The 21,792-nt window shown below is 70.8% G+C and carries 17 protein-coding genes; 9 read left to right on the top strand and 8 right to left on the bottom strand.

The window, feature by feature from the left end:
- Positions 1-3: 3 nt before the first annotated feature.
- A complete protein-coding gene (gene dnaB, locus C0216_RS30425) occupies positions 4-1,479 on the bottom strand; it encodes a replicative DNA helicase (protein WP_114058323.1) in 1,476 nt (491 codons plus the stop codon).
- Positions 1,480-1,912: 433 nt separating this feature from the next.
- Between dnaB and C0216_RS30430 the strand changes: the two genes are divergently transcribed.
- A complete protein-coding gene (locus tag C0216_RS30430) occupies positions 1,913-3,250 on the top strand; it encodes an MATE family efflux transporter (RefSeq protein WP_114058324.1) in 1,338 nt (445 codons plus the stop codon).
- A 74-nt stretch (positions 3,251-3,324) separates the two neighbouring features.
- Here C0216_RS30430 and rplI read toward each other — a convergent pair whose 3' ends face one another.
- From rplI to rpsF, 4 genes are all read right to left on the bottom strand, one after another.
- Positions 3,325-3,771 carry a 50S ribosomal protein L9 gene (gene rplI, locus C0216_RS30435; RefSeq protein WP_114058325.1) on the bottom strand — a complete coding sequence of 149 codons (447 nt, stop codon included), beginning with the start codon at positions 3,769-3,771 and terminating at the stop codon, positions 3,325-3,327.
- Between the two features lie 18 nt (positions 3,772-3,789).
- Positions 3,790-4,026: a 30S ribosomal protein S18 gene (rpsR, locus tag C0216_RS30440; RefSeq protein WP_005315025.1), complete on the bottom strand. Its 237-nt coding sequence runs from the start codon at positions 4,024-4,026 to the stop codon at positions 3,790-3,792.
- A gap of 43 nt (positions 4,027-4,069) precedes the next feature.
- Positions 4,070-4,648 carry a single-stranded DNA-binding protein gene (locus C0216_RS30445; protein ID WP_114058326.1) on the bottom strand — a complete coding sequence of 193 codons (579 nt, stop codon included), beginning with the start codon at positions 4,646-4,648 and terminating at the stop codon, positions 4,070-4,072.
- 71 nt (positions 4,649-4,719) lie between these two features.
- A complete protein-coding gene (rpsF, locus tag C0216_RS30450; RefSeq protein ID WP_003956532.1) occupies positions 4,720-5,010 on the bottom strand; it encodes a 30S ribosomal protein S6 in 291 nt (96 codons plus the stop codon).
- Positions 5,011-5,258: 248 nt separating this feature from the next.
- On the opposite strand from rpsF, the gene C0216_RS30455 reads away from it, so the two are divergent.
- The 3 genes from C0216_RS30455 (at position 5,259) to C0216_RS30465 (ending at position 7,923) form a co-directional block, all read left to right on the top strand.
- Positions 5,259-5,573: a hypothetical protein gene (locus C0216_RS30455; RefSeq protein ID WP_114058327.1), complete on the top strand. Its 315-nt coding sequence runs from the start codon at positions 5,259-5,261 to the stop codon at positions 5,571-5,573.
- A 132-nt stretch (positions 5,574-5,705) separates the two neighbouring features.
- Positions 5,706-6,824 carry a lipid II:glycine glycyltransferase FemX gene (locus C0216_RS30460; RefSeq protein ID WP_114058328.1) on the top strand — a complete coding sequence of 373 codons (1,119 nt, stop codon included), beginning with the start codon at positions 5,706-5,708 and terminating at the stop codon, positions 6,822-6,824.
- A gap of 67 nt (positions 6,825-6,891) precedes the next feature.
- On the top strand, positions 6,892-7,923 hold the full coding sequence (locus tag C0216_RS30465; RefSeq protein ID WP_114058329.1) for an alanine racemase: 1,032 nt from the start codon (positions 6,892-6,894) through the stop codon (positions 7,921-7,923).
- Positions 7,924-7,997: 74 nt separating this feature from the next.
- Here C0216_RS30465 and C0216_RS30470 read toward each other — a convergent pair whose 3' ends face one another.
- Both C0216_RS30470 and C0216_RS30475 read right to left on the bottom strand, forming a co-directional pair.
- Entirely contained in the window at positions 7,998-9,452 is a 1,455-nt protein-coding gene (locus tag C0216_RS30470; RefSeq protein ID WP_114058330.1) for a glycosyltransferase family 87 protein, read from the bottom strand.
- An 87-nt stretch (positions 9,453-9,539) separates the two neighbouring features.
- Positions 9,540-12,080 carry a transglycosylase domain-containing protein gene (locus tag C0216_RS30475; protein ID WP_114058331.1) on the bottom strand — a complete coding sequence of 847 codons (2,541 nt, stop codon included), beginning with the start codon at positions 12,078-12,080 and terminating at the stop codon, positions 9,540-9,542.
- A 272-nt stretch (positions 12,081-12,352) separates the two neighbouring features.
- On the opposite strand from C0216_RS30475, the gene C0216_RS30480 reads away from it, so the two are divergent.
- The 3 genes from C0216_RS30480 (at position 12,353) to C0216_RS30490 (ending at position 15,481) form a co-directional block, all read left to right on the top strand.
- Positions 12,353-12,955 (top strand): PadR family transcriptional regulator, encoded by a 603-nt coding sequence (locus C0216_RS30480; protein WP_114058332.1) that lies wholly within the window; start codon positions 12,353-12,355, stop codon positions 12,953-12,955.
- Positions 12,956-13,004: 49 nt separating this feature from the next.
- Positions 13,005-14,087 carry an inositol-3-phosphate synthase gene (locus tag C0216_RS30485; protein ID WP_114058333.1) on the top strand — a complete coding sequence of 361 codons (1,083 nt, stop codon included), beginning with the start codon at positions 13,005-13,007 and terminating at the stop codon, positions 14,085-14,087.
- Positions 14,088-14,200: 113 nt separating this feature from the next.
- Positions 14,201-15,481, top strand: a complete 1,281-nt coding sequence (locus tag C0216_RS30490; protein WP_114058334.1) for an MFS transporter — start codon at positions 14,201-14,203, stop codon at positions 15,479-15,481.
- 64 nt (positions 15,482-15,545) lie between these two features.
- Here the strand turns inward: C0216_RS30490 and C0216_RS30495 are convergent, their stop codons facing one another.
- Complete coding sequence (locus tag C0216_RS30495; RefSeq protein ID WP_114058335.1) at positions 15,546-16,988, bottom strand: CCA tRNA nucleotidyltransferase; 1,443 nt, start codon at positions 16,986-16,988, stop codon at positions 15,546-15,548.
- A 184-nt stretch (positions 16,989-17,172) separates the two neighbouring features.
- On the opposite strand from C0216_RS30495, the gene C0216_RS30500 reads away from it, so the two are divergent.
- Positions 17,173-19,533: a DUF6049 family protein gene (locus tag C0216_RS30500; protein ID WP_174250487.1), complete on the top strand. Its 2,361-nt coding sequence runs from the start codon at positions 17,173-17,175 to the stop codon at positions 19,531-19,533.
- A 46-nt stretch (positions 19,534-19,579) separates the two neighbouring features.
- Positions 19,580-21,742 carry a murein biosynthesis integral membrane protein MurJ gene (gene murJ / locus C0216_RS30505; protein ID WP_114058336.1) on the top strand — a complete coding sequence of 721 codons (2,163 nt, stop codon included), beginning with the start codon at positions 19,580-19,582 and terminating at the stop codon, positions 21,740-21,742.
- Positions 21,743-21,792: the final 50 nt, after the last annotated feature.

The following is a 21,792-nucleotide window of genomic DNA, read 5'->3' on the forward strand; positions in this document are numbered from 1 at the left end:
ATGCTACGTGTTGGCCATGTCCACGAACCGCGAATAATGACCCTGGAAGGCCACCGTGATCGTCGCGGTCGGGCCGTTTCGGTGCTTGGCCACGATCAGGTCCGCCTCACCGGCCCGCGGTGACTCCTTCTCGTACGCGTCCTCGCGGTGCAGCAGGATGACCATGTCGGCGTCCTGCTCGATGGAGCCGGACTCGCGCAGGTCGGAGACCATCGGCTTCTTGTCGGTGCGCTGCTCGGGGCCGCGGTTCAGCTGGGAGAGCGCGATCACGGGCACCTCCAGCTCCTTGGCGAGGAGCTTGAGGTTGCGGGACATGTCCGAGACCTCCTGCTGGCGGCTCTCGGGCCGGCGGGAGCCGCCCGACTGCATCAGCTGGAGGTAGTCGATGACCACCAGGGCGAGGTCATTGCGCTGTTTGAGGCGGCGGCACTTCGCCCGGATCTCCATCATCGACAGGTTCGGGGAGTCGTCGATGTAGAGCGGGGCGGCCGAGACATCGGGCATGCGGCGGGCCAGGCGGGTCCAGTCGTCGTCGGTCATGGTGCCCGAGCGCATGTGGTGCAGGGCCACGCGGGCCTCCGCCGAGAGCAGGCGCATCGCGATCTCGTTGCGCCCCATCTCGAGCGAGAAGATCACACTGGGCAGGTTGCTCTTGATGGAGCAGGCGCGCGCGAAGTCCAGGGCGAGGGTCGACTTGCCCATGGCGGGACGGGCCGCGATGACGATCATCTGGCCGGGGTGGAGGCCGTTGGTGAGGGAGTCGAGGTCGGTGAAGCCCGTCGGGACGCCGGACATCTGGCCGCTGCGCGAACCAATGGCCTCGATCTCGTCGAGCGCGCCCTCCATGATGTCGCCGAGCGGCAGGTAGTCCTCGGAGGTCCGCTGCTCGGTGACGGCGTAGATCTCGGCCTGGGCGCTGTTGACGATCTCGTCGACGTCGCCGTCGGCGGCGTACCCCATCTGCGTGATCTTCGTACCGGCCGCCACCAGGCGGCGCAGGACGGCGCGCTCGTGGACGATCTCCGCGTAGTACGAGGCGTTCGCGGCCGTCGGGACCGACTGGACCAGCGTGTGGAGGTAGGAGACGCCGCCGACCTTGCCGATCTCGCCGCGCCGGGTGAGCTCCGCGCCGACCGTGATCGGGTCGGCGGGCTCGCCCTTGGCATACAGGTCGAGGATGGCCTGGTAGATCGTCTCGTGGGAGGGCCGGTAGAAGTCGTGCCCCTTGATGATCTCGACGACGTCCGCGATGGCGTCCTTGGAGAGGAGCATGCCGCCGAGCACGGACTGCTCGGCGTCGAGGTCCTGCGGCGGAACGCGCTCGAAGCCGCCGCCGTCCCAGGCGCCGCCCTCGCGGCCGGACTCGCGCTGCTCGTCCCCGCGGCCGCGGCCGTCCCCGCCGCGGCGCGAGCGGGTGGGGAGACGGTCACCCGGACCGCTGTCGGCCCAGGGGTCGTCCGTGGGCTCGGGGATACTCACCGGGCCGCCTCCTCCCGTCCGCAGCGCGGACCTCGCCGTGCCAGTCTTCTACGGCACGGCTCTGACATTCGGGACACCCGGATCCGCTCCCGGCGGGTCGGGCAACGCACAACGGTAGGCCCGGAGGCGGCATCAGCCAATCTTGTTATCCACAGGCTGTGTGGATGAGATGTGGATGACCGACCCAATGCTGTGGGTAACTCGGCCGAAGCTGTGCACGGACCGGGGGACAGCGCTGTGGACAAAATCACCCACCACCCCTGACCACCGCCCTGACCTGCACGTTCTCCGGCAACAGCCTACGTCGGAGAAAAATCTCGGCACCTTCCCCCAGATCGCCTCGGACGAGGTGCCGCGCACACCCGGACCCCTCGTCAGGTAAGGAGCTTAATGGCCTTGCGTCTATTACCTGTGGAAGATTAGATTGAGTCCCATGACACAAGCCCTCGAACCGCGGAAGGCGGCACCGCGACGGCACGACCGGGAAATCCTCGCCCTCGCCGTCCCGGCCTTCGGCGCACTCGTCGCCGAGCCCCTGTTCGTGCTGGCCGACAGCGCCATCGTGGGCCACCTCGGCACTCCGCAGCTGGCCGGCCTCGGCATCGCCGCCGCCCTCCTCACCACCGCGGTGAGCGTGTTCGTGTTCCTCGCCTACGCCACCACCGCGGCGGTCTCCCGGCGCGTCGGCGCGGGCGACCTCCAGGCCGCCATCCGCCAGGGCATGGACGGCATCTGGCTCGCCCTGCTGCTCGGTGCGGCCGTGGCCGCCGCTGCCCTGCCCACCGCACCCTGGCTGGTCTCGCTGCTGGGCGCCTCCGACACCGTCGCCCCGCACGCCACCACCTACCTGCGGATCTCCGCGCTCGGCATCCCCGCGATGCTGGTGGTCCTCGCAGCCACCGGAGTCATCCGCGGCCTCCAGGACACCCGGACCCCGCTCTATGTCGCCGTCGGCGGCTTCGCCCTCAACGCCGGCCTGAACGCCGCCCTCGTCTACGGGGCCGGCCTCGGCATCGCGGGTTCCGCGTGGGGCACGGTCCTCGCCCAGTTCGCCATGGCCGGCGCCTACCTCGCCGTGGTGGTCCGCGGCGCCCGCCGGCACGGCGCCTCCCTGCGCCCCGACGCGGCCGGGATCCGGGCCTGTGCCCAGGCCGGCGCGCCGCTGCTGGTGCGGACGCTCTCCCTGCGTGCCGTCCTGATGATCGCCACCTTCGTGGCCGCGCGTCTCGGCGACGCCGATGTCGCCGCCCACCAGATCCTGCTCTCCCTGTGGAGCCTGCTCGCCTTCGCCCTCGACGCCATCGCCATCGCGGGCCAGGCCATCATCGGCAGGTATCTGGGCGCCGGGGACACCGACGGGGCCAAGGCCGTGTGCCGCCGCATGGTGCAGTGGGGCATCGCCTCGGGCACCGTCCTCGGCCTCCTGCTGGCTGCTGCCCGCCCGCTGATCGTGCCCCTCTTCACCACCGACCCCGCAGTGGAGGATGCGCTGCTGCCGGCCCTGCTCGTCGTGGCCGCCTCGCAGCCGGTCGCCGGGATCGTCTTCGTCCTCGACGGCGTCCTCATGGGCGCCGGCGACGGCCGCTACCTGGCCTGGGCCATGCTGGCCACCCTGGCGGTGTTCGCCCCGGCCGCCCTGCTCGTACCGGTCCTGGGCGGCGGCCTCACGGCCCTGTGGTGGGCGATGACGCTGATGATGCTCGTCCGCATGGCGACCCTCCAGCTGCGGACCCGCTCCGGACGCTGGGCCGTCGCCGGCGCGACCCGCTGACAGCCGGCGCATGTTTCACGTGAAACACGGCGAAGGGCCGCACCCGAGAGGGTGCGGCCCTTCGTACGCGGCACTCAGGCGGCGACGACCTCGACGCCCACGTTCGCGGCGACCTCGGCGTGCAGACGCACGGAGACCTGGTACGAACCGAGGGTCTTGATCGGGGCAGCCAGCTCGACGCGGCGCTTGTCGACCTTCGGACCACCGGAAGCCTCGATCGCCGTGGCGATGTCGGCCGGGGTCACGGAGCCGAAGAGACGGCCGGCGTCACCCGAACGGGTGGCCAGACGGACCTTCGTGCCCTCGAGCTTGGCCTTGACCTCGTTGGCCTGCTCGATGGTCGCGATCTCGTGGATCTTGCGGGCGCGGCGGATCTGCGCCACGTCCTTCTCGCCGCCCTTGGTCCAGCGGATCGCGAAACCGCGCGGGACCAGGTAGTTGCGAGCGTAGCCGTCCTTGACGTCGACGACGTCGCCGGCGGCACCGAGGCCCGAGACCTCCTGGGTCAGGATGATCTTCATGTGTCGGTCACCCTTTCCTTATCGCGCGGTGGACGTGTAGGGCAGCAGCGCCATCTCACGGCTGTTCTTCACGGCCGTGGCGACGTCACGCTGGTGCTGCGTGCAGTTGCCGGTAACGCGGCGGGCACGGATCTTGCCGCGGTCGGAAATGAACTTCCGCAGCATGTTCGTGTCCTTGTAGTCCACGTACGCGGTCTTGTCCTTGCAGAACGCGCAGACCTTCTTCTTCGGCTTGCGCACAGGCGGCTTCGCCATGGTGTCTCTCCTGTGTGATCAAGAAGTGGGGATGCGAGCTTCCCTAGAAGGGGGGCTCGTCCGAGTAGCCGCCGCCGGAGCTTCCGCCCCAGCCACCGCCGCCGCCCTGCTGCTGCTGCTGGCCGCCGGCCGGCGCGCTGGACGCCCACGGGTCGTCGGAAGGAGCTCCGCCGCCCTGCGGGCCGCCGGAGCTTCCGCCCCAACCTGCGCCGCCGCCCTGCTGCTGGCCGCCGCCGTACCCACCCTGGCCGCCGCGACCGGTGGTCTTGGTGACCTTGGCCGTGGCGTTCTTCAGGCTGGGGCCGACTTCCTCGACGTCCAGCTCGAAGACCGTGCGCTTGACACCCTCACGGTCCTCGTACGACCGCTGCTTCAGCCGGCCCTGCACGACGACGCGCATGCCACGCTGAAGGGACTCGGCGACGTTCTCAGCCGCCTGCCGCCACACCGAGCAGGTCAGGAACAGGCTCTCGCCGTCCTTCCACTCGTTCGTCTGGCGGTCGAAGGTGCGGGGGGTGGACGCGACACGGAACTTCGCGACCGCCGCACCCGAGGGGGTGAAGCGCAGCTCGGGGTCGTCGACGAGATTGCCGACGACCGTGATGACGGTCTCGCCTGCCATGGATGAACCTCTCGGCGGGGATTGCTGCTGGCTGCTGTGCTACTCGAACCCGATTACCGCTGAACCGGGGTTCAGTGGGTCTCGGGGCGGAGGACCTTGGTCCGGAGAACCGACTCGTTCAGGTTCATCTGGCGGTCGAGCTCCTTGACGACCGCAGGCTCGGCCTGCAGGTCGATGACCGAGTAGATGCCCTCGGGCTTCTTCTTGATCTCGTAGGCGAGACGGCGACGGCCCCAGGTGTCGACCTTCTCGACCTTTCCGTTGCCCTCACGGACGACGGAAAGGAAGTTCTCGATCAGCGGGGCGACAGCGCGCTCCTCAAGATCCGGGTCGAGGATGACCATCACTTCGTAGTGACGCATGTGGAACCCACCTCCTTTGGACTCAGCGGCCACGGTCGTTCCGTGGCAGGAGGGTCGTGATGCGTACCGCACGGCGCCTGAGAGCAGACACCGCGCAGACCGTACAGACTACCCCGCCGACTCCTTCCGGTTGAAATCCGGCAGCGGAGCCCCACAATCTGTAGGCAACGGGTGCGCTCGGTGCTATGCCCGGCCGGGCCGCGGCCAGCCCGCAGCACCCTCCGCCCCAGCCAGGAGGTGCTTTTCCGATGGCACAGGCAGTACGCACCCAGTCCTCCATCTCGCTGCTCGCAACCGACGGCAAGCCGCACCCCGTCCAGGACGCCCTGATGGCGGCCACCCTCGTCCTCGGCTTCGTGTCGTTCATCACGGCCTTCTTCCACGACCTGCACCTGCTCACCTCGTGGACCGGCCTCCTCGGAATCCTGACCGGCGGCTACGGGCAGTTCATCTCCGAGACGACACGCGAGCGCTTCGCGCTGATCATCGGCCTTGGCGCGTCGGGCCTCGGCTTCTTCCTCGGCATGGCCCACGGCGGGCTCTTCGGAGGCTGGCTGGGCTGACCGGGGCACCTCCGCGGCAGGGCGCCCGCCGCTGACCGGGGGCGGGACCGACCCGTCCCCCAGAAGGGCGGCGCCCTTGTCGCAGTAGGCTTCGCGCCATAGCCAGCGAAGCCGCCGGAGGAGACGCCCCGAATGAGCCTGTCCCTGAGGACCATCAGCCGAGAGCAGCATCTGGGATACCTCCAGAGCCTGCCCTCGGCTAGCCACTGCCAGGTCCCGGCGTGGGCCGACGTCAAGAACGAGTGGCGGTCCGAGAACCTCGGATGGTTCAACCAGAACGACGAACTCGTCGGTGCCGCACTCGTGTTGTACCGCCAGCTGCCCAAGGTGAAGCGGTACCTCGCCTACCTGCCCGAGGGCCCCGTCATCAACTGGTTCGCCCCGAACCTGGAGGAGTGGCTCCAGCCGATGCTGGCCCACCTCAAGCGGCAGGGCGCCTTCACCGTGAAGATGGGCCCGCCCGTCGTCATCCGGCGGTGGAACTCCGCCGCCATCAAGGCCGGCATCCAGGACCCCGAGGTCAAGCGGCTGCGCGACGTCGAGGCCTCGCACATCGAGCCGCGCGCCTTCGAGGTGTCCGACAAGCTGCGCCGCATGGGCTGGCAGCAGGGCGAGGACGGCGGCGCCGGCTTCGGCGACGTCCAGCCGCGCTACGTCTTCCAGGTGCCGCTCGCGAACCGCTCGCTGGACGACGTCCTCAAGGGCTTCAACCAGCTGTGGCGCCGCAACATCAAGAAGGCCGAGAAGGCCGGCGTCGAGGTGGTCCAGGGCGGCTACGAGGACCTGGAGACCTGGCAGCACCTGTACGAGGTCACGGCCGTGCGCGACAAGTTCCGCCCGCGCCCGCTCAGCTACTTCCAGCGCCAGTGGACGGCCCTCAACTCCGAGGACCCGAACCGCATGCGGCTCTACCTCGCCAAGCACGAGGGCGAGGCCCTGGCCGCCGCCACGATGATCACCGTCGGCCAGCACGTCTGGTACTCCTACGGCGCCTCCGCCAACCACAAGCGCGAGGTGCGCCCGTCGAACGCGATGCAGTGGCGCATGCTGCGCGACGCGTACGCCCTGGGCGCGAGCGTCTACGACCTGCGCGGCATCAGCGACACGCTGGACGAGAACGACCACCTGTTCGGCCTCATCCAGTTCAAGGTCGGCACGGGCGGCGAGGCCGTCGAGTACGTCGGAGAGTGGGACTTCCCGCTCAACAAGGTGCTGCACAAGGCGCTCGACATCTACATGTCGCGCCGCTGACGCCCCGCACCCCCACACCACCGCACCGCTGCATCAGCAGCCATTTCCAGAGAGGCTCCGGACGGGCATGGCGCTCACGCTCTACGTCGACACCGCGCGCTGGCGTGCGCACCACAAGCAGATCCTCGACCAGTTCCCCGGAATGGTCCCGGTCTGCAAGGGCAACGGCTACGGCTTCGGCCACGAGCGGCTCTGCGAGGAGGCGACCCGGCTGGGCACCGACATCCTGGCCGTCGGCACCACCTACGAGGCCGCGACCATCAAGGACCTGTTCGGCGGCGACCTGCTCGTCCTCACCCCGTTCCGGCGGGGCGAGGAGCCGGTGCCGCTGCCGGACCGGGTGATCCGCTCCGTGTCCTCCCTCGACGGGGTCCGCGGCCTGGTCGGCGCCCGCGTCGTCATCGAGTGCATGAGCTCCATGCGCCGCCACGGCATCTCCGAGCAGGACCTGGGCCAGCTGGCCGCGGCGATCGAGGACGTGCGGCTGGAGGGCTTCGCCCTGCACCTGCCGCTGGACCGCCCGGACGGCTCGGACCCGGTCGAGGAGGTCATCGGCTGGATGGACCGGTTGCGGGCGGCCCGCCTGCCGCTCCACACCATGTTCGTCAGCCACCTGCGCTCCGAGGACCTGGCCCGACTCCAGGCGCAGTTCCCGCAGACCCGCTTCCGGGCCCGCATCGGCACCCGGCTGTGGCTCGGCGACCACGACGCGACCGCCTACCGCGGCAGCGTCCTGGACGTCACCCGCGTCGCCAAGGGCGACCGGTTCGGCTACCGCCAGCAGAAGGCCGCCTCGGACGGCTGGCTCGTCGTGGTCGCGGGCGGCACCTCGCACGGCGTCGGCCTGGAGGCCCCCAAGGCCCTCCACGGCGTGATGCCGCGCGCCAAGGGCGTGGCCCGGGCCGGCCTGGCCACCGTCAACCGGAACCTTTCGCCGTTCGTGTGGGCCGGCAAGCAGCGCTGGTTCGCCGAGCCGCCGCACATGCAGGTCTCCATCCTGTTCGTGCCGTCGGACGCGCCCGAGCCGAAGGTCGGCGACGAGCTCGTGGCGCACCTGCGCCACACCACGACGCAGTTCGACCGCCTCCTCGACGCGTAAAGGGCGGCGGGCCCGGGGCCGTCCGCCCCGGGCCCGCCGCCCGTCCCCGCCCGGCAGCCGCCGGGCGCGCTCCGTCACCCGCCGCGGGCGGCGCCCCACTCGACCCGCTGCTCCGGCTCCTCCTGCCGCTGCCCGCGCAGGGCGTCCGCCAGGGTGAACACGTCTCCGGCGCCGTCCAGGACGCCGCCCGACGGGTCGTCGGAGCCGTCGCGGCGGACGACGTCCCGCTCGGGCATCAGGATGTCGCGGACCACCAGCGCGCACAGGTACAGCGTCCCCAGCAGGTGCACCGCGATGGCCAGCTGGTAGCCCTCGGGCGGCAGCCCCTCGTGCTTGTCCCCGCTGGTGGTGTAGGCCAGGTAGAGCCAGATCCCGAGGAAGTACATGACCTCACACGCCTGCCACACCAGGAAGTCGCGCCAGCGCGGCCGGGCGAGCGCCGCGAGCGGGATCAGCCACAGCACGTACTGCGGCGAGTAGACCTTGTTGGCCAGGATGAAGACGGCCACCACCAGGAACGCCAGCTGCGCGAAGCGCGGGCGGCGCGGGGCCGAGAGCGTCAGCAGCCCGATGCCCGCGCACAGCAGCAGCGTCAGGCCCGTCGCGTACGTGTTGGCGTCGGCCAGCGGGTTCCCGGTCCGCTGCGAGATCAGCAGCCACACGGAGCCGAAGTCGATGGGCCGCTCCTGGCTGAACGTGTAGAACTTCTGCCAGCCCTCCCAGGCGAGCAGCATGACCGGCAGGTTCACCACCAGCCACGACACGGCCGCGCCGAGGGCCGCCGCGCCGAAGGCGCGCCACTTCCCGGCCCGCCAGCACAGCACGAACAGCACCCCGAGCAGCAGCACGGGATAGAGCTTGGCCGCGGTCGCCAGGCCGATCAGGACGCCTGCGAGGAGGGTCCGGCCGCGGGACCAGGCGAGCATGCCCGCCGCGGTCAGGGCGATGGCCAGCAGGTCCCAGTTGATCGTCGCCGTGAGCGCGAACGCCGGGGCGAGGGCGAAGAGCAGTGCGTCCCAGGGCCGGTTGCGGTGCGTGCGGGCGACGCACACGGCGATGACGGCGGCGCAGGCCATCAGCATGCCCGCGTTGGCCATCCAGTACATCTGCTCCCGGTGCTGCATGGAGCCGCCGCCCGGGGTCAGCCAGGATGCGACCTCCATGAAGAGGCCCGTGAGCACCGGGTACTCGAGGTAGGCCATGTCGCCGGGGATCCGGTCGAAGTACGGCGTGAGGCCGTCGGCGAAGCCCCGGGCCACGAAGAGGTGCGGGATGTCCGAGTAGCAGGCGTGGGTGTACTGGGAGCCCGCCCCGCGGAACCACGCCCAGTTGTAGCAGGGAAGCTTCTGCACCATGCCGAGCGCGAACATCCCGATCGCGGTCAGCGCCACGACGCGCACCGGGTGGAGCCAGTGGCCGCCCAGCCTGGCATGGCGGCCGATCGGCCCGCCGATGAACTCGCTGCCGGCCGCGGCGACCTCGTCCTCCCGGGTGGGAAGGACAAGCCGGCCCTCGTGCACCTTCGTCATGCGCTCATCCTGCCGTACGCCGCCGGACGCGCGGGAGGGCCGCCGCAACCGGTGCGGCGGCCCTCCGCGTCACAGGGGGCGGCGGGGTCAGCCCGTGAAGCCCGTGCTGCCGCCCCAGCTGGTGACAGCGCCCGGGCGTCCCGGCCTCACCGAGGGGGACGGGCTCGGCGAGCCGGACGAGCCGTCGCTGCCGCCGTCGGCACCGCCGCTGTCGTCGGGGATGCAGTACAGCTCCCACGGCTTGCAGGGGCGGCCCGTACCACCGCGGGAGCGGCTCGGGGACGGCGACGGGGAGGCCGAGGGGGACGGCGAGGCCGAGGCCGACGGCGAGGGGACCGCCGACGGGCTGGGGGAGGGCGCGCCCGCCCCGTCGGCGATCACGCCGATGTCCTCCGGCTCGGGGAACCGCTTGACCGGAGTGCCCTTGAGGGCCTCCTTCATGTACGCGGTCCAGATGACGGCCGGGATGTCGCCACCGTGGATGGAGTCGGTGCCGCCGACGCCCTTCATGGACATCAGCTCCTTCTCCTTCGAGTTCGGGTCGGTGCGGAAGAGGGCCACCGAGGTGGACAGCTCCGGGGTGTACCCGACGAACCACGCCGACTTGTTCTCGTCCGTCGTACCGGTCTTGCCGGCCGCCGGACGGCCCAGCTTGCGGGCCTTGGTGCCGGTGCCGTTCTCGACGACGTTCTGGAGCACCTTGGTGATGTTGTCGGCGATGGAGTCGTCCATCGCCCGCTCCTCCTTGGGGGGCTCGAACCCGGGCAGGTCCCGGCCGTCCTTCTGGACGCCGCGCACCGAGTAGGGCTCGCGGTGGATGCCGGAGGAGGCGAACGTGGCGTACGAGTCGGCCATGCGGATGGCGCTGGGCGTCGAGGTGCCCAGGGCGAACGAGGCGTTGTTGCCCGGGTCCATGGACGAGTCCAGGATGCCCGTGGCCCTGGCCACGTCCCGGACCTTGCCGTGGCCGACGTCGAAGACGAGCTGGGCGAACGGCACGTTGATCGACTTCTCCATCGCCTCGTGCAGCGTCACGTAGCCGTACGGGTAGGCACTCTCGTTCTTCTGGCGGAACGGCTTGCCGCTCGCGTCGCGCAGCGGCTTGCCGTCCCGGTTGTTGATCACCGTGAGGTCGTTGGCCTGGTACTTGCTCTGCGGCGAGATGCCGCGGCCGTTCGAGTTCTGCGTCCCGTACTCCATCGCCGCCGCCAGGACGTACGGCTTCCAGGTCGAGCCGACCGGGACGCCGATGGTGTTGGCGTTGTTGCTGAAGTACTTCTTGTCCATGCCGGGGCCGCCGTACAGGGCGACGATCGCGCCGGTCTTCACGTCGACGGAGGCGGCGCCGAACTGGACGAAGGTGTCGTGCTCGGGCCGGGCCTTCTCGTCCAGGAAGTCGTTGCGGGTGTCCTCGACCGCCTTGGCCAGGGCGTCCACCTTCGGCTTCTGGAAGGTGGTCTTGATCTGGTAGCCGCCGCGGGCCATCTGCTCGGGCGTGAGCTTCGCGACCTTCATCACGTACTGCTTGGCCGTCTCGACCAGGTAGCCGGTCTGGCCGGAGAGGCTGCGGGCCTGCTCGGAGTCGACGAGCTTGGGGAACTCGCGGTACTTCTCCCGCTCCGCCTTGTCCATGCGGCCGACCGCCACCTCGCGGTCGAGCACCCAGGCCCAGCGGGCGTGGGCGCGCTTGGTGTTCTCCTCGGGCGTGGCGTTGTCGCCGATGCCGCCGTCCGGGTTGTACAGGTTGGGGCCCTTGAGCACGGCGGCGAGGAAGGCGCTCTCGGACGGGTCGAGGTCCCAGCAGTCCTTGCCGAAGTAGGCGCGTGCGGCGGCCTGGATGCCGTAGGCGTCGCGGCCGTAGTAGGCGGTGTTCAGGTAGCCGGCGAGGATCGTGTTCTTCTCCTCGGACACACCCAGCCTTATCGAGATGAACAGCTCGGTGACCTTGCGCTTGAGCGTCTGGTCGGAGTCCAGGTAGGTGTTCTTCACGTACTGCTGGGTGATCGTGGACCCGCCCTGGGTGGAGCCGCCCTTGGCCATGTTCCAGACGGCCCGCATGATGCCCATCGGGTCGACGCCCTTGTCGGTCTCGAAGGACTCGTTCTCCGCGGCGATCACCGCGTTCCGCATCGACTTCGGGATCTTGTCGATCGGGACGATCTGCCGGTTCATCGAGCCGCCGGTGGCGACCATCTGGGTGTCGTCGGCCCAGTAGAAGACGTTGTTCTGCGCCTGGGCCGCCAGGTTCGGGTTGGGCGTGTCCACCGCCGCGATGCCGATGCCGGCGCCCGCGAAGACGATCGCGAAGAAGCCCAGGGCCGTGCCGCCGACCAGTTTCCAGGACGGCACGAAGCGCTGCCAGCCGTTCCTGTCGGAGCGCGGGTAGTTGATCAGCCTCCTGTCCGGGCGGCCTGCTCCGCGGCCCCGTCCTGCGGGTCCCTGCGGGGCTCGCCGCGCTCCGCGGCTGCCGTGTTCCCCTCGCGGGTCTGCGTACGGTCCGCTGTGCGACGCGGTGGGGACGCTGCGTGCGGGCCCGGCACCCCGTCCGGGGCGCTGCTGGGCAGCCCTGCGGGCTGCGGCACGTCCGCCGCCCTCGGGCTGCGGCGGTTTGCGGCGGTGCTCGCTCATCGAACGACTACTCCTCGGGCAGGCGAGTGGCCTGGAAGCGGCTTGTGAGTTCCGATCCCCCCGGTGTCACGCCGCAAGACTACGCACGCTCAAAACCCGAACAGTGCCGAAGTTCACCCCAAATCAGGCAACTCGCATCCTGCGAATTGGTGATGTGATGCCGGTCACCAGATCGCTACTTGTCGCCGGAGGGCACCCGTTCTATCGTCTGGATGTATCGAGCCGATACATCGGCTCGGCATAAGGCTCAGGGTTGCAGGGGAGGCAGGCGGATGAGCAGGCGCTCGGGCATCCTCGAGTTCGCCGTCCTCGGCCTGCTCCGCGAGGCCCCCATGCACGGCTACGAGCTCCGCAAACGGCTCAACACCTCGCTGGGGGTGTTCCGGGCGTTCAGCTACGGGACGCTCTACCCCTGCCTGAAGACGCTGGTCGCCAACGGCTGGCTCGCCGAGGAACCGGGCAGCGCCCCGGAGGACGCTCTCGCCGCTTCACTCGCAGGGCGCCGCGCCAAGATCGTCTACCGGTTGACGGCCGCCGGGAAGGAGCACTTCGAGGAGCTCCTCTCCCACACCGGCCCCGACACGTGGGAGGACGAGTCCTTCGCCGCCCGCTTCGCCTTCTTCGGCCAGACCGAGCGGGACGTGCGCATGCGGGTCCTGGAGGGCCGCCGCAGCCGGCTGGAGGAGCGCCTGGAGAAGATGCGCGCCTCACTGGCCCGCACCCGGGAGCGCCTCGACGACTACACGCTCGAACTGCAACGGCACGGCATGGAGTCCGTGGAGCGCGAAGTGCGCTGGCTGAACGAGCTCATCGAGAGTGAGCGGGCGGGACGGGATCGGAGACGACCCGGCCCGCCCGACGAAACTGCAAAGTGAGGCCTGCACCGCGCAGGCCTCGTCCGAGAACAAACAGGGAGCAACCGGAATGGGTTCGGTTCGCGTAGCCATCGTCGGCGTGGGCAACTGCGCCGCCTCGCTGGTGCAGGGCGTCGAGTACTACAAGGACGCCGACCCGGCGGCCAAGGTCCCCGGTCTGATGCACGTCCAGTTCGGCGACTACCACGTGGGCGACGTCGAGTTCGTCGCCGCGTTCGACGTCGACGCGAAGAAGGTCGGCCTCGACCTCGCGGACGCCATCGGGGCCAGCGAGAACAACACCATCAAGATCTGCGACGTCCCCACCACGGGCGTGACCGTCCAGCGCGGCCACACCCTGGACGGCCTGGGCAAGTACTACCGCGCGACGATCGAGGAGTCCCCCGAGGCCCCGGTCGACGTGGTCCAGGTCCTCAAGGACCGCCAGGTCGACGTCCTGGTCTGCTACCTGCCCGTCGGTTCCGAGGACGCGGCGAAGTTTTACGCCCAGTGCGCCATCGACGCCAAGGTCGCCTTCGTCAACGCCCTCCCGGTCTTCATCGCCGGCACCAAGGAGTGGGCCGACAAGTTCACCGAGGCCGGTGTCCCGATCGTCGGCGACGACATCAAGTCGCAGGTCGGCGCCACCATCACGCACCGCGTGATGGCGAAGCTGTTCGAGGACCGCGGCGTCCGCCTGGAGCGCACCATGCAGCTCAACGTGGGCGGCAACATGGACTTCAAGAACATGCTGGAGCGCGAGCGCCTCGAGTCGAAGAAGATCTCGAAGACGCAGGCCGTCACCTCGCAGATCCCCGACCGCGACCTCGGCGACAAGAACGTCCACATCGGCCCGTCCGACTACGTCGCGTGGCTCGACGACCGCAAGTGGGCCTACGTCCGCCTCGAGGGCCGCGCCTTCGGCGACGTCCCGCTGAACCTCGAGTACAAGCTCGAGGTGTGGGACTCCCCGAACTCCGCCGGTGTCATCATCGACGCCCTGCGCGCCGCGAAGATCGCCAAGGACCGGGGCGTCGGCGGCCCGATCCTGTCGGCGTCCAGCTACTTCATGAAGTCCCCGCCGGTCCAGTACTTCGACGACGAGGCGCTGGAGAACGTCGAGAAGTTCATCCGCGGCGAGGTCGAGCGCTAAACAGGACCGGTCCGGAGCGCCGGGGCCGCCGTCCCCCGGTCTCCACCCGCCGTTCCGCCGGGGTCCCCGGGCAATCTGCCCGGGGACCCTCCTCGTGTGTGAACCTTGCCCTCATGCCCGTCGTACGTGATCTGCGCGTACTCCTGCGCCTGAGGGACTTCCGCAACCTGCTCGCCGTACGGCTGTTCTCGCAGGCCGCCGACGGTGTCTACCAGGTGGCCCTGGCCACCCACGTGGTCTTCTCCCCCGAGAAGCAGACCTCGCCGGCCGCCGTCGCCTCGGCCATGGCGGTCCTGCTGCTGCCGTACTCCGTCATCGGGCCCTTCGCCGGAGTGCTCCTGGACCGCTGGCGACGCCGCCAGGTCTTCCTCTACGGCAACCTGCTGCGGGCCCTCCTCGCCTGCATCACCGCAGTGCTGGTCGCCACCTCCGTCCCCGAGTGGCTCTTCTACGCCTCGGCCCTGTCCGTGACCGCCGTCAACCGCTTCGTCCTGGCGGGGCTCGCCGCCTCCCTGCCCCGCGTCGTCGCGCCCGCCCAGCTGGTCACCGCCAACGCGCTGTCCCCGACGGCCGGGACCCTTGCGGCGACCGCAGGCGGAGGCCTCGCCTTCCTGCTGCGGTTCGTCGCCGCCGACTCCGACGCCCTCGTGGTCCTGCTCGGCGCCGCCCTCTACCTCGGAGCGGCGCTGATGTCGCTGCGCCTGGCCGTCGGCCTGCTGGGACCGGACCATCCGCCCGGCACCGTCCACCCGTCGGTGGTCCAGGGCGTCGCGCTCACCGTCCGGGGGATGGCCGCGGGGCTGCGGCACCTCGCCGAGCGCCGCGAGGCCGCCCAGGCACTGGCCGCCATGACCATGATGCGGTTCTGCTACGGAGCCCTGACGGTGACGCTGCTGATGCTCTGCCGCTACGCCTGGTCGGACACCGAGTCCGACGGCCTCGCCCTGCTGGGGCTCGCGGTGGGCGTCTCGGGGGCGGGCTTCTTCGCCGCGGCCGTGGTCACACCGTGGGCGGCCGGCCGCCTGGGCACCCGCGGCTGGATCACCGTGTGCTCCGCAGCCGCAGCGGTCCTGGTGCCCGCCCTCGGCCTGTCGTTCCTGCCGGAGCCCATGCTGGCCGCCGCCTTCGTCCTCGGCCTCGCCACCCAGGGAGCGAAGATCGCCACCGACACCGTGGTGCAGTCCCGTGTGGACGACGACTTCCGGGGGCGCGTCTTCTCCGTCTACGACGTGCTGTTCAACATCGCCTTCGTCGCCGCCGCGGCCGTCAGCTCGCTGGTGCTCCCCGCGGACGGCCGCTCGGCAGTACTCCTCGTGGGCGTCGCGGTCCTCTACGCCCTGACCGCGCTCTACCTGGGGCGGCGGCCCGGTGTTTCACGTGAAACACGCCCCTGACCCGGCAGGCGGGCCGGGCCCGCGGCAACGTTTCACGTGAAACACAGCGCGGGCCCCTCCCGCATCAGGCCTGAGCAGCCCACCACTCGCGGAGGGCCGAGACCGCCGCCTCGCGCTCCATGGGCCCGTTCTCCAGCCGCAGCTCCAGCAGGAACGCATAGGCCCTGCCGACCACGGGGCCGGGACCGACGCCCAGCTCCTGCATGATCTCGTTGCCGTCCAGGTCGGGCCGGATCGCGTCCAGCTCCTCCTGCTCCTGGAGCTGCGCAATGCGCTCCTCCAGGCTGTCGTACGTCCGGGAGAGCGCGTTGGCCTTGCGCTTGTTGCGCGTCGTGCAGTCGGACCGGGTCAGCTTGTGCAGGCGGTCCAGCAGCGGGCCGGCGTCGCGGACGTAGCGCCGCACCGCCGAGTCGGTCCACTCGCCGTCGCCGTAGCCGTGGAACCGCAGGTGCAGCTCGATCAGCCGGCAGACGTCCTTGACCATCTCGTTGGAGTACTTCAGCGCGGTCATGCGCTTCTTGGCCATCTTGGCGCCCACCACCTCGTGGTGGTGGAAGGAGACCCGGCCGTCGCTCTCGAAGCGCCGGGTACGGGGCTTGCCGATGTCGTGGAGGAGCGCGGCGAGCCGCAGGACCAGGTCCGGGCCGTCCTCCTCCAGCGCCATCGCCTGCTCCAGCACGATCAGCGAGTGCTCGTAGACATCCTTGTGCCGGTGGTGCTCGTCACTCTCCAGCCGCAGCGCCGGCAGCTCGGGCAGCACCCGGTCGGCCAGCCCGGTGTCCACGAGCAGCCCGAGGCCCTTGCGCGGGTGGGCGGAGAGCATGAGCTTGTTCAGCTCGGCCTGCACCCGCTCCGCCGAGACGATCTCGATCCGCTCGGACATCGCCTTCATCGCGGCCACGACGTCCTGCGCGACCTCGAAGTCGAGCTGGGCGGCGAACCGCGCCGCGCGCAGCATCCGCAGCGGGTCGTCGGAGAAGGAGTCCTCAGGGGTGCCGGGCGTGCGCAGGACGCCCGTCCGCAGGTCTTCCAGGCCGCCGTGCGGGTCCACGAACTCCTTCTGCGGGAGCGCCACGGCCATGGCGTTCACGGTGAAGTCGCGCCGGACGAGGTCCTCCTCGATGGAGTGGCCGTAGGAGACCTCGGGCTTGCGGGAGGTGCGGTCGTAGGACTCCGAGCGGTACGTCGTGACCTCGATCTGGAAGCCGCCCTTCTGGGCGCCGACGGTCCCGAAGGCGATCCCGACGTCCCAGACCGAGTCCGCCCACGGACGGACGATCTTCAGGACGTCCTCGGGGCGGGCGTCGGTGGTGAAGTCGAGGTCGTTGCCGAGACGGCCGAGCAGCGCGTCGCGGACGGACCCGCCGACCAGGGCGAGGCTGAATCCCGCCTCCTGGAACAGGCGGCCGAGCTCGTCGGCGGCAGGGGCGACCCGCAGCAGTTCACTGACCGCGCGGCTCTGCACCTGACTCAGGGCACTGGGGGTGTCTTCATTGGCGTTCGGCACAACAGAAAAGGGTACGTGCCCCGCCCGGAGGGGGCTCCCCCGTTTCCGGCACCCCGCCCTCCGGCGGCCCCGGTGCCGGGCCGATCATGTGGAGCAAGGCGCGGCACTCGCGCCCGGCGGGTCTCGTTACCATTCCTGGACGCACGAACGACGACCACTGACACTGCGAGGGACGGGTTAGCGCGTGGCCGAGCCGGCAGACATCCAGGGGGCTTCCCCCGCTCCTGCCCGGCGCCGCTGGCTGCGGCGCGCCGTCGTCCTGCTCTGCGGGACGCCGCTGCTCGGCGCCCTCGTCCAGCCACCCGCCCCGGCGGACGCGGCCGCGACGGGCTCCGTGGATGTGCAGCTCACCACAGTGGCTCCCGCCGCCCCGGTCAAGGGCGACACGCTGACGATCTCCGGAACGGTGGTCAACAACGGCCGCGAGACGATCACCGCGGCCCACGTGGGGCTCCGGGTCGGGTCCGCCCTGAGTGACCGCACCTCGATCGACGAGGCCGCGGACCGGACCGGTTTCCGGGCGGGCACCGACCCCGGCGAGGTCGACCAGGCGTACTCGGTGAAGGTCGCCTCGCTGCCCTCCAAGGTCAGCCAGACGTTCACGCTGACGATCCCGGTGAACAAGCTGGGGCTGGAGAAGGAGGGCGTCTACCCGCTGGGCGTCTCCCTCTCCGGCGAGACCGACAGCCGCCCCTACGAGCAGGTCCTCGGCATCAAGCGGACCTTCCTTCCCTGGCAGCCGGAGCCGGCCGCCAAGCGCTCCCAGCTGACGTACCTGTGGCCGCTGATCTCCACGACCCGCCTGACGGCGGAGACGGGCTCGGACGAGCTGCAGACCCCGGTCTTCCTCGACGACTCCCTCGCGGACGAGCTCCGGACCGGCGGCCGGCTGGAGCGGATGGTCTCCCTCGGCAAGGAGCTGCCGGTCACCTGGGTCATCGACCCCGACCTGCTGTACACGGTCGACGCGATGACCAAGGGCTACCGCCACCGCACCCCGGACGGCCGGGTCGTCCAAGGCCGGAACAAGGCCGTCGCCGAGCAGTGGCTCGCCTCGCTGGAGGCGGCGGTCCAGAGCAAGAAGGTCGTGGCCCTCCCGTTCGCCGACCCCGACATCGCCTCCCTCGCCCACCAGGGCAAGGACGTCTCAGGCACGCTCGGACAGCTCCGGCCGGCCACGGACAAGGCGAAGCAGGCGGTGGAGACCGTCCTGCACGTCACCCCGTCCACCGACTTCTCCTGGCCCGTCGAGGGCGCGATCGACCCGTCGATCGTGAACGTGGCCACCTCGGCCGGCGCCCACCACGTGCTGGCGCGCAGCGACAGCCTGCAGGAGACCGGCGCCCTCGGGTACACCCCGTCGGCGGCCCGCCCCATCGGCGCGGGCGCCACGGCCGTCGTGGCCGACGCCGACCTGTCGACGGCCTTCGAGGGCGACATGCTGAGCGCCTCGAACTCCACCCTGGCCGTGCAGCGATTCCTCGCCCACAGCCTGGCCCTGAACCTGCAGAAGACCGACAGCCAGCGGAGCTTCGTCGTCACCCCGCAGCGGATGCCGACCGCCAGCCAGGCCCAGTCCATGGCCGAAGCCCTCCGCGCCCTCCAGCCGGGCCGCTGGACGCAGCCCGCGGACCTGGAGGCCGCAGCCGCCGCCAAGCCGGACGCGGGCGTGAACACGCAGGTGCCGGGCGCCGGCCAGTACCCCGACGCGCTGCGCAAGACGGAACTGCCGGTCGCCGCCTTCGAGAAGATCCGCACCACCCAGAACACGCTCGACCACTTCAAGGCCATCCTGACGGCCCCCGACCGCGTCGAGATCCCGTTCGGGAACACCACGAACCGCGAGATGTCCACCTCGTGGCGCGGCCGCCCCCAGGACGCCGGGCACTACCGCAACCAGGTCCAGCAGTACCTGGTCGGCCTGACCGAGAAGGTCAAGGTCGTCCCCAAGTCCGACGCCACCCTGTCCGGCCACAGCGCGACGATCCCCGTGAGCGTCCAGAACAGCCTCGTCCAGGACGTGCACGGGCTCGTCCTGCGGGTGAAGTCGGCGAACCCGACCCGCCTGGTGTTCGGCAGGAGCGGGGAGGCGGAGCAGCAGGTCACCGTCCAGGGCGGGCACAGCCAGACGGTGAAGTTCACCGCGAACGCGACGGCGAGCGGACCCGTCGAGGTCACCGCCCAGCTCTTCACCGAGAACGGCGTCCCGTACGGCAAGGAGCGCAGGTTCACAGTGGAGGCGACCGAGATCACCCCGACCGTGATGCTCGTCATCGCGGGCGGTGTGCTCCTCCTCGTGCTGGCGGGCGTCAAGATGTACGCCAGCCGCAAGCGCGTGGCCGCCCGGGCCGCCGCGGAGGAGGCCGCAGAGCCGGCCGGCGACGGCGGGGAACCGGCCGGGGATGCCGCGGAGCCGGCCGGGGATGCCGCGGAGCCGGCCGAGGGTGCGCGGCCGGCCGACGGCATGCAGCCGAGTGACGGCACCCCGGACACCGGAGCGCAAAGCACCGGCCGGTCCGGCGCGGGTGAGACAGTGGACCGTTGAGCGATGCCGTGGCCGGCCGGCCTGGGGACGATGAGGTGGGGTTTCGATGAACGCGCCGTACGACGGTGACCGCGCGCAGGGCACTGGCGCGCCCGCGCCCTACCCGGGCGCCGACCCGGGCGGTCAGGTTCCCGCGCCCGCCCCCGGGCCGGACCGGGACCCGTACGTCCAGGACGCCTACGACCGCGACCCCTACCGGTCGCACGACCTGTCGGCCCAGGACCCCGTGGCCGAGGTCCTCTACGACCGGGCCTCCCACCCCCCGCCGCCGCCCGGCACCTACCAGGAGCCGGGGCCGCTGTACGCGGCGCCGCAGACGGCCGCACCCGCCCCCGACCCGCGCGTGTGGGCGCAGACGCCGCCGCCCGAGCCGGACGGCCCCTCCCGCCACCTCCGGTACGGCGACCGCCCGGGCACCACCGAGTTCGTCGGCGTCGACGCGCTGGTCACCACTGCCGGGGAGGACGAGCCGCAGACCGACGCCTTCGCGCACCTGTACCGGGACCAGCAGGCCACCCCCGGCACAGCCGTCGAGGACGCCCCCGTCGCGGCCCCGGCACCGAGCAAGCCGGCCGGCCGGGCCTCCGGGCTGCTGAAGTCCAGCGCCCTGATGGCCGCCGGAACGATCGTCTCCCGCATCACCGGCTTCCTGCGGACCCTCGTCATCGCCGCGGCGATCGGCGTCGGCACGTTCAACGACACGTACCAGATCGCCAACACGCTGCCGACGATGATCTACGTGCTGGTCGGCGGAGGCGCGCTCAACGCCGTCTTCATCCCCCAGCTCGTCCGGGCCATGAAGAACGACAGCGACGGGGGCCAGGCTTACGCCAACCGGCTGCTGACCCTGGTCGTCGTCCTGCTGGCCGCCATCACCACCATCTGCGTGCTCGCCGCACCGGTGTTCATCACGATGATGTCGCCGAAGATCGCCTCCGACCCGGACCAGATGGACGTGGCGGTCGCGTTCGCCCGCTACTGCCTGCCCACCATGTTCTTCATGGGCGTGCACGTGGTGCTCGGTCAGATCCTCAACGCGCGGGGCAGGTTCGGCGCGATGATGTGGACGCCGGTCCTCAACAACATCGTCGTCATCGCCACGTTCGGGGCGTTCATCTGGGCCTTCGGCGGCTTCACCACCTCCGGTGTCAGCGCCGCCACCGTCACCCCGGAGGGCGTGCGCCTGCTCGGCCTCGGCACCCTCCTCGGCCTCACCGTGCAGGCGCTGGCGATGCTGCCGTACCTGCGCGACGCCGGGTTCGCCCCGCGCCTGCGATTCGACTGGAAGGGCCACGGCCTCGGCAAGGCCGCCCGCCTCGCCAAGTGGACGTTCTTCTTCGTCCTCGCCAACCAGGTCGGCCTCGTCGTCGTGACCCAGCTGGCCACCTGGGCCGGCTCGGTCGCCGAGAAGCAGGGCCACCCCGGCACCGGCATCACCGCCTACAACTACGCGCTGCTGCTGTGGCAGATGCCGCAGGCCATCATCACCGTCTCCGTCATGACGGCCGTCCTGCCCCGCATCTCCCGCTCCGCCCACGACGGCGACGCGGCCGCCGTCCGCGACGACATCTCCTACGGCCTGCGCACCTCGGCCGTCGCGATCGTGCCCTGCGCCTTCGCCTTCCTCGCCCTCGGCGTCCCGATGGCCACGCTGCTGTACGCGGGTTCCGGCGACGGCGCCCGCAACATCGGCTACGTGCTGATGGCGTTCGGCCTCGGCCTCATCCCCTACTCGGTCCAGTACGTGGTGCTGCGCGGCTTCTACGCCTACGAGGACACGCGCACGCCCTTCTACAACACGGTCATCGTGGCCGCCGTCAACGCGGCCGTCTCCACCGCCGCGTTCTTCGTGCTCCCCGCCCGCTGGGCCGTCGTCGGCATGGCCGCCGCCTACGGACTCGGCTACGCCGTCGGCGTCGGCGTCGCATGGAAGCGGCTGCGCAAGCGGCTCGGCGGCGACCTCGACGGCGCCCACGTGCGGCGCACCTACGCCCGCCTCACCGGCGCCTGCATCCCGGCGGCCGCCGTCGCCGGAGGCGCCGCGTACGCGGTCACGCAGTGGCTGGGCAGCGGAGTCGCCGGCTCCCTCGCGTCGCTGACCGCGGGTCTCATCGCGCTGGCCGCCGTCTTCCTCCTGGCCGCCAAGCGGATGCGCATCGAGGAGCTCAACGCCATGGTCGGGATGGTTCGCGGACGCATGGGGCGCTGATGCGCACAACCGTCGCACTCCTTCGCGTGTCGTGCATAGCGCCGGACTGT

It is taken from the genome of Streptomyces globosus (assembly GCF_003325375.1).
GTDB lineage: Bacteria > Actinomycetota > Actinomycetes > Streptomycetales > Streptomycetaceae > Streptomyces > Streptomyces globosus_A.

Bases quoted from the DNA above. Each gene is read 5' to 3' on its own strand.
- C0216_RS30430 (WP_114058324.1), top strand. From the start codon at position 1,913: ATGACACAAGCCCTCGAACCGCGGAAGGCGGCACCGCGACGGCACGAC.
- rplI (WP_114058325.1), bottom strand. From the start codon at position 3,771: ATGAAGATCATCCTGACCCAGGAGGTCTCGGGCCTCGGTGCCGCCGGC.
- rpsR (WP_005315025.1), bottom strand. From the start codon at position 4,026: ATGGCGAAGCCGCCTGTGCGCAAGCCGAAGAAGAAGGTCTGCGCGTTC.
- C0216_RS30445 (WP_114058326.1), bottom strand. From the start codon at position 4,648: ATGGCAGGCGAGACCGTCATCACGGTCGTCGGCAATCTCGTCGACGAC.
- rpsF (WP_003956532.1), bottom strand. From the start codon at position 5,010: ATGCGTCACTACGAAGTGATGGTCATCCTCGACCCGGATCTTGAGGAG.
- C0216_RS30455 (WP_114058327.1), top strand. From the start codon at position 5,259: ATGGCACAGGCAGTACGCACCCAGTCCTCCATCTCGCTGCTCGCAACC.
- C0216_RS30460 (WP_114058328.1), top strand. From the start codon at position 5,706: ATGAGCCTGTCCCTGAGGACCATCAGCCGAGAGCAGCATCTGGGATAC.
- C0216_RS30465 (WP_114058329.1), top strand. From the start codon at position 6,892: ATGGCGCTCACGCTCTACGTCGACACCGCGCGCTGGCGTGCGCACCAC.
- C0216_RS30470 (WP_114058330.1), bottom strand. From the start codon at position 9,452: ATGACGAAGGTGCACGAGGGCCGGCTTGTCCTTCCCACCCGGGAGGAC.
- C0216_RS30475 (WP_114058331.1), bottom strand. From the start codon at position 12,080: ATGAGCGAGCACCGCCGCAAACCGCCGCAGCCCGAGGGCGGCGGACGT.
- C0216_RS30480 (WP_114058332.1), top strand. From the start codon at position 12,353: ATGAGCAGGCGCTCGGGCATCCTCGAGTTCGCCGTCCTCGGCCTGCTC.
- C0216_RS30485 (WP_114058333.1), top strand. From the start codon at position 13,005: ATGGGTTCGGTTCGCGTAGCCATCGTCGGCGTGGGCAACTGCGCCGCC.
- C0216_RS30490 (WP_114058334.1), top strand. From the start codon at position 14,201: ATGCCCGTCGTACGTGATCTGCGCGTACTCCTGCGCCTGAGGGACTTC.
- murJ (WP_114058336.1), top strand. From the start codon at position 19,580: ATGAACGCGCCGTACGACGGTGACCGCGCGCAGGGCACTGGCGCGCCC.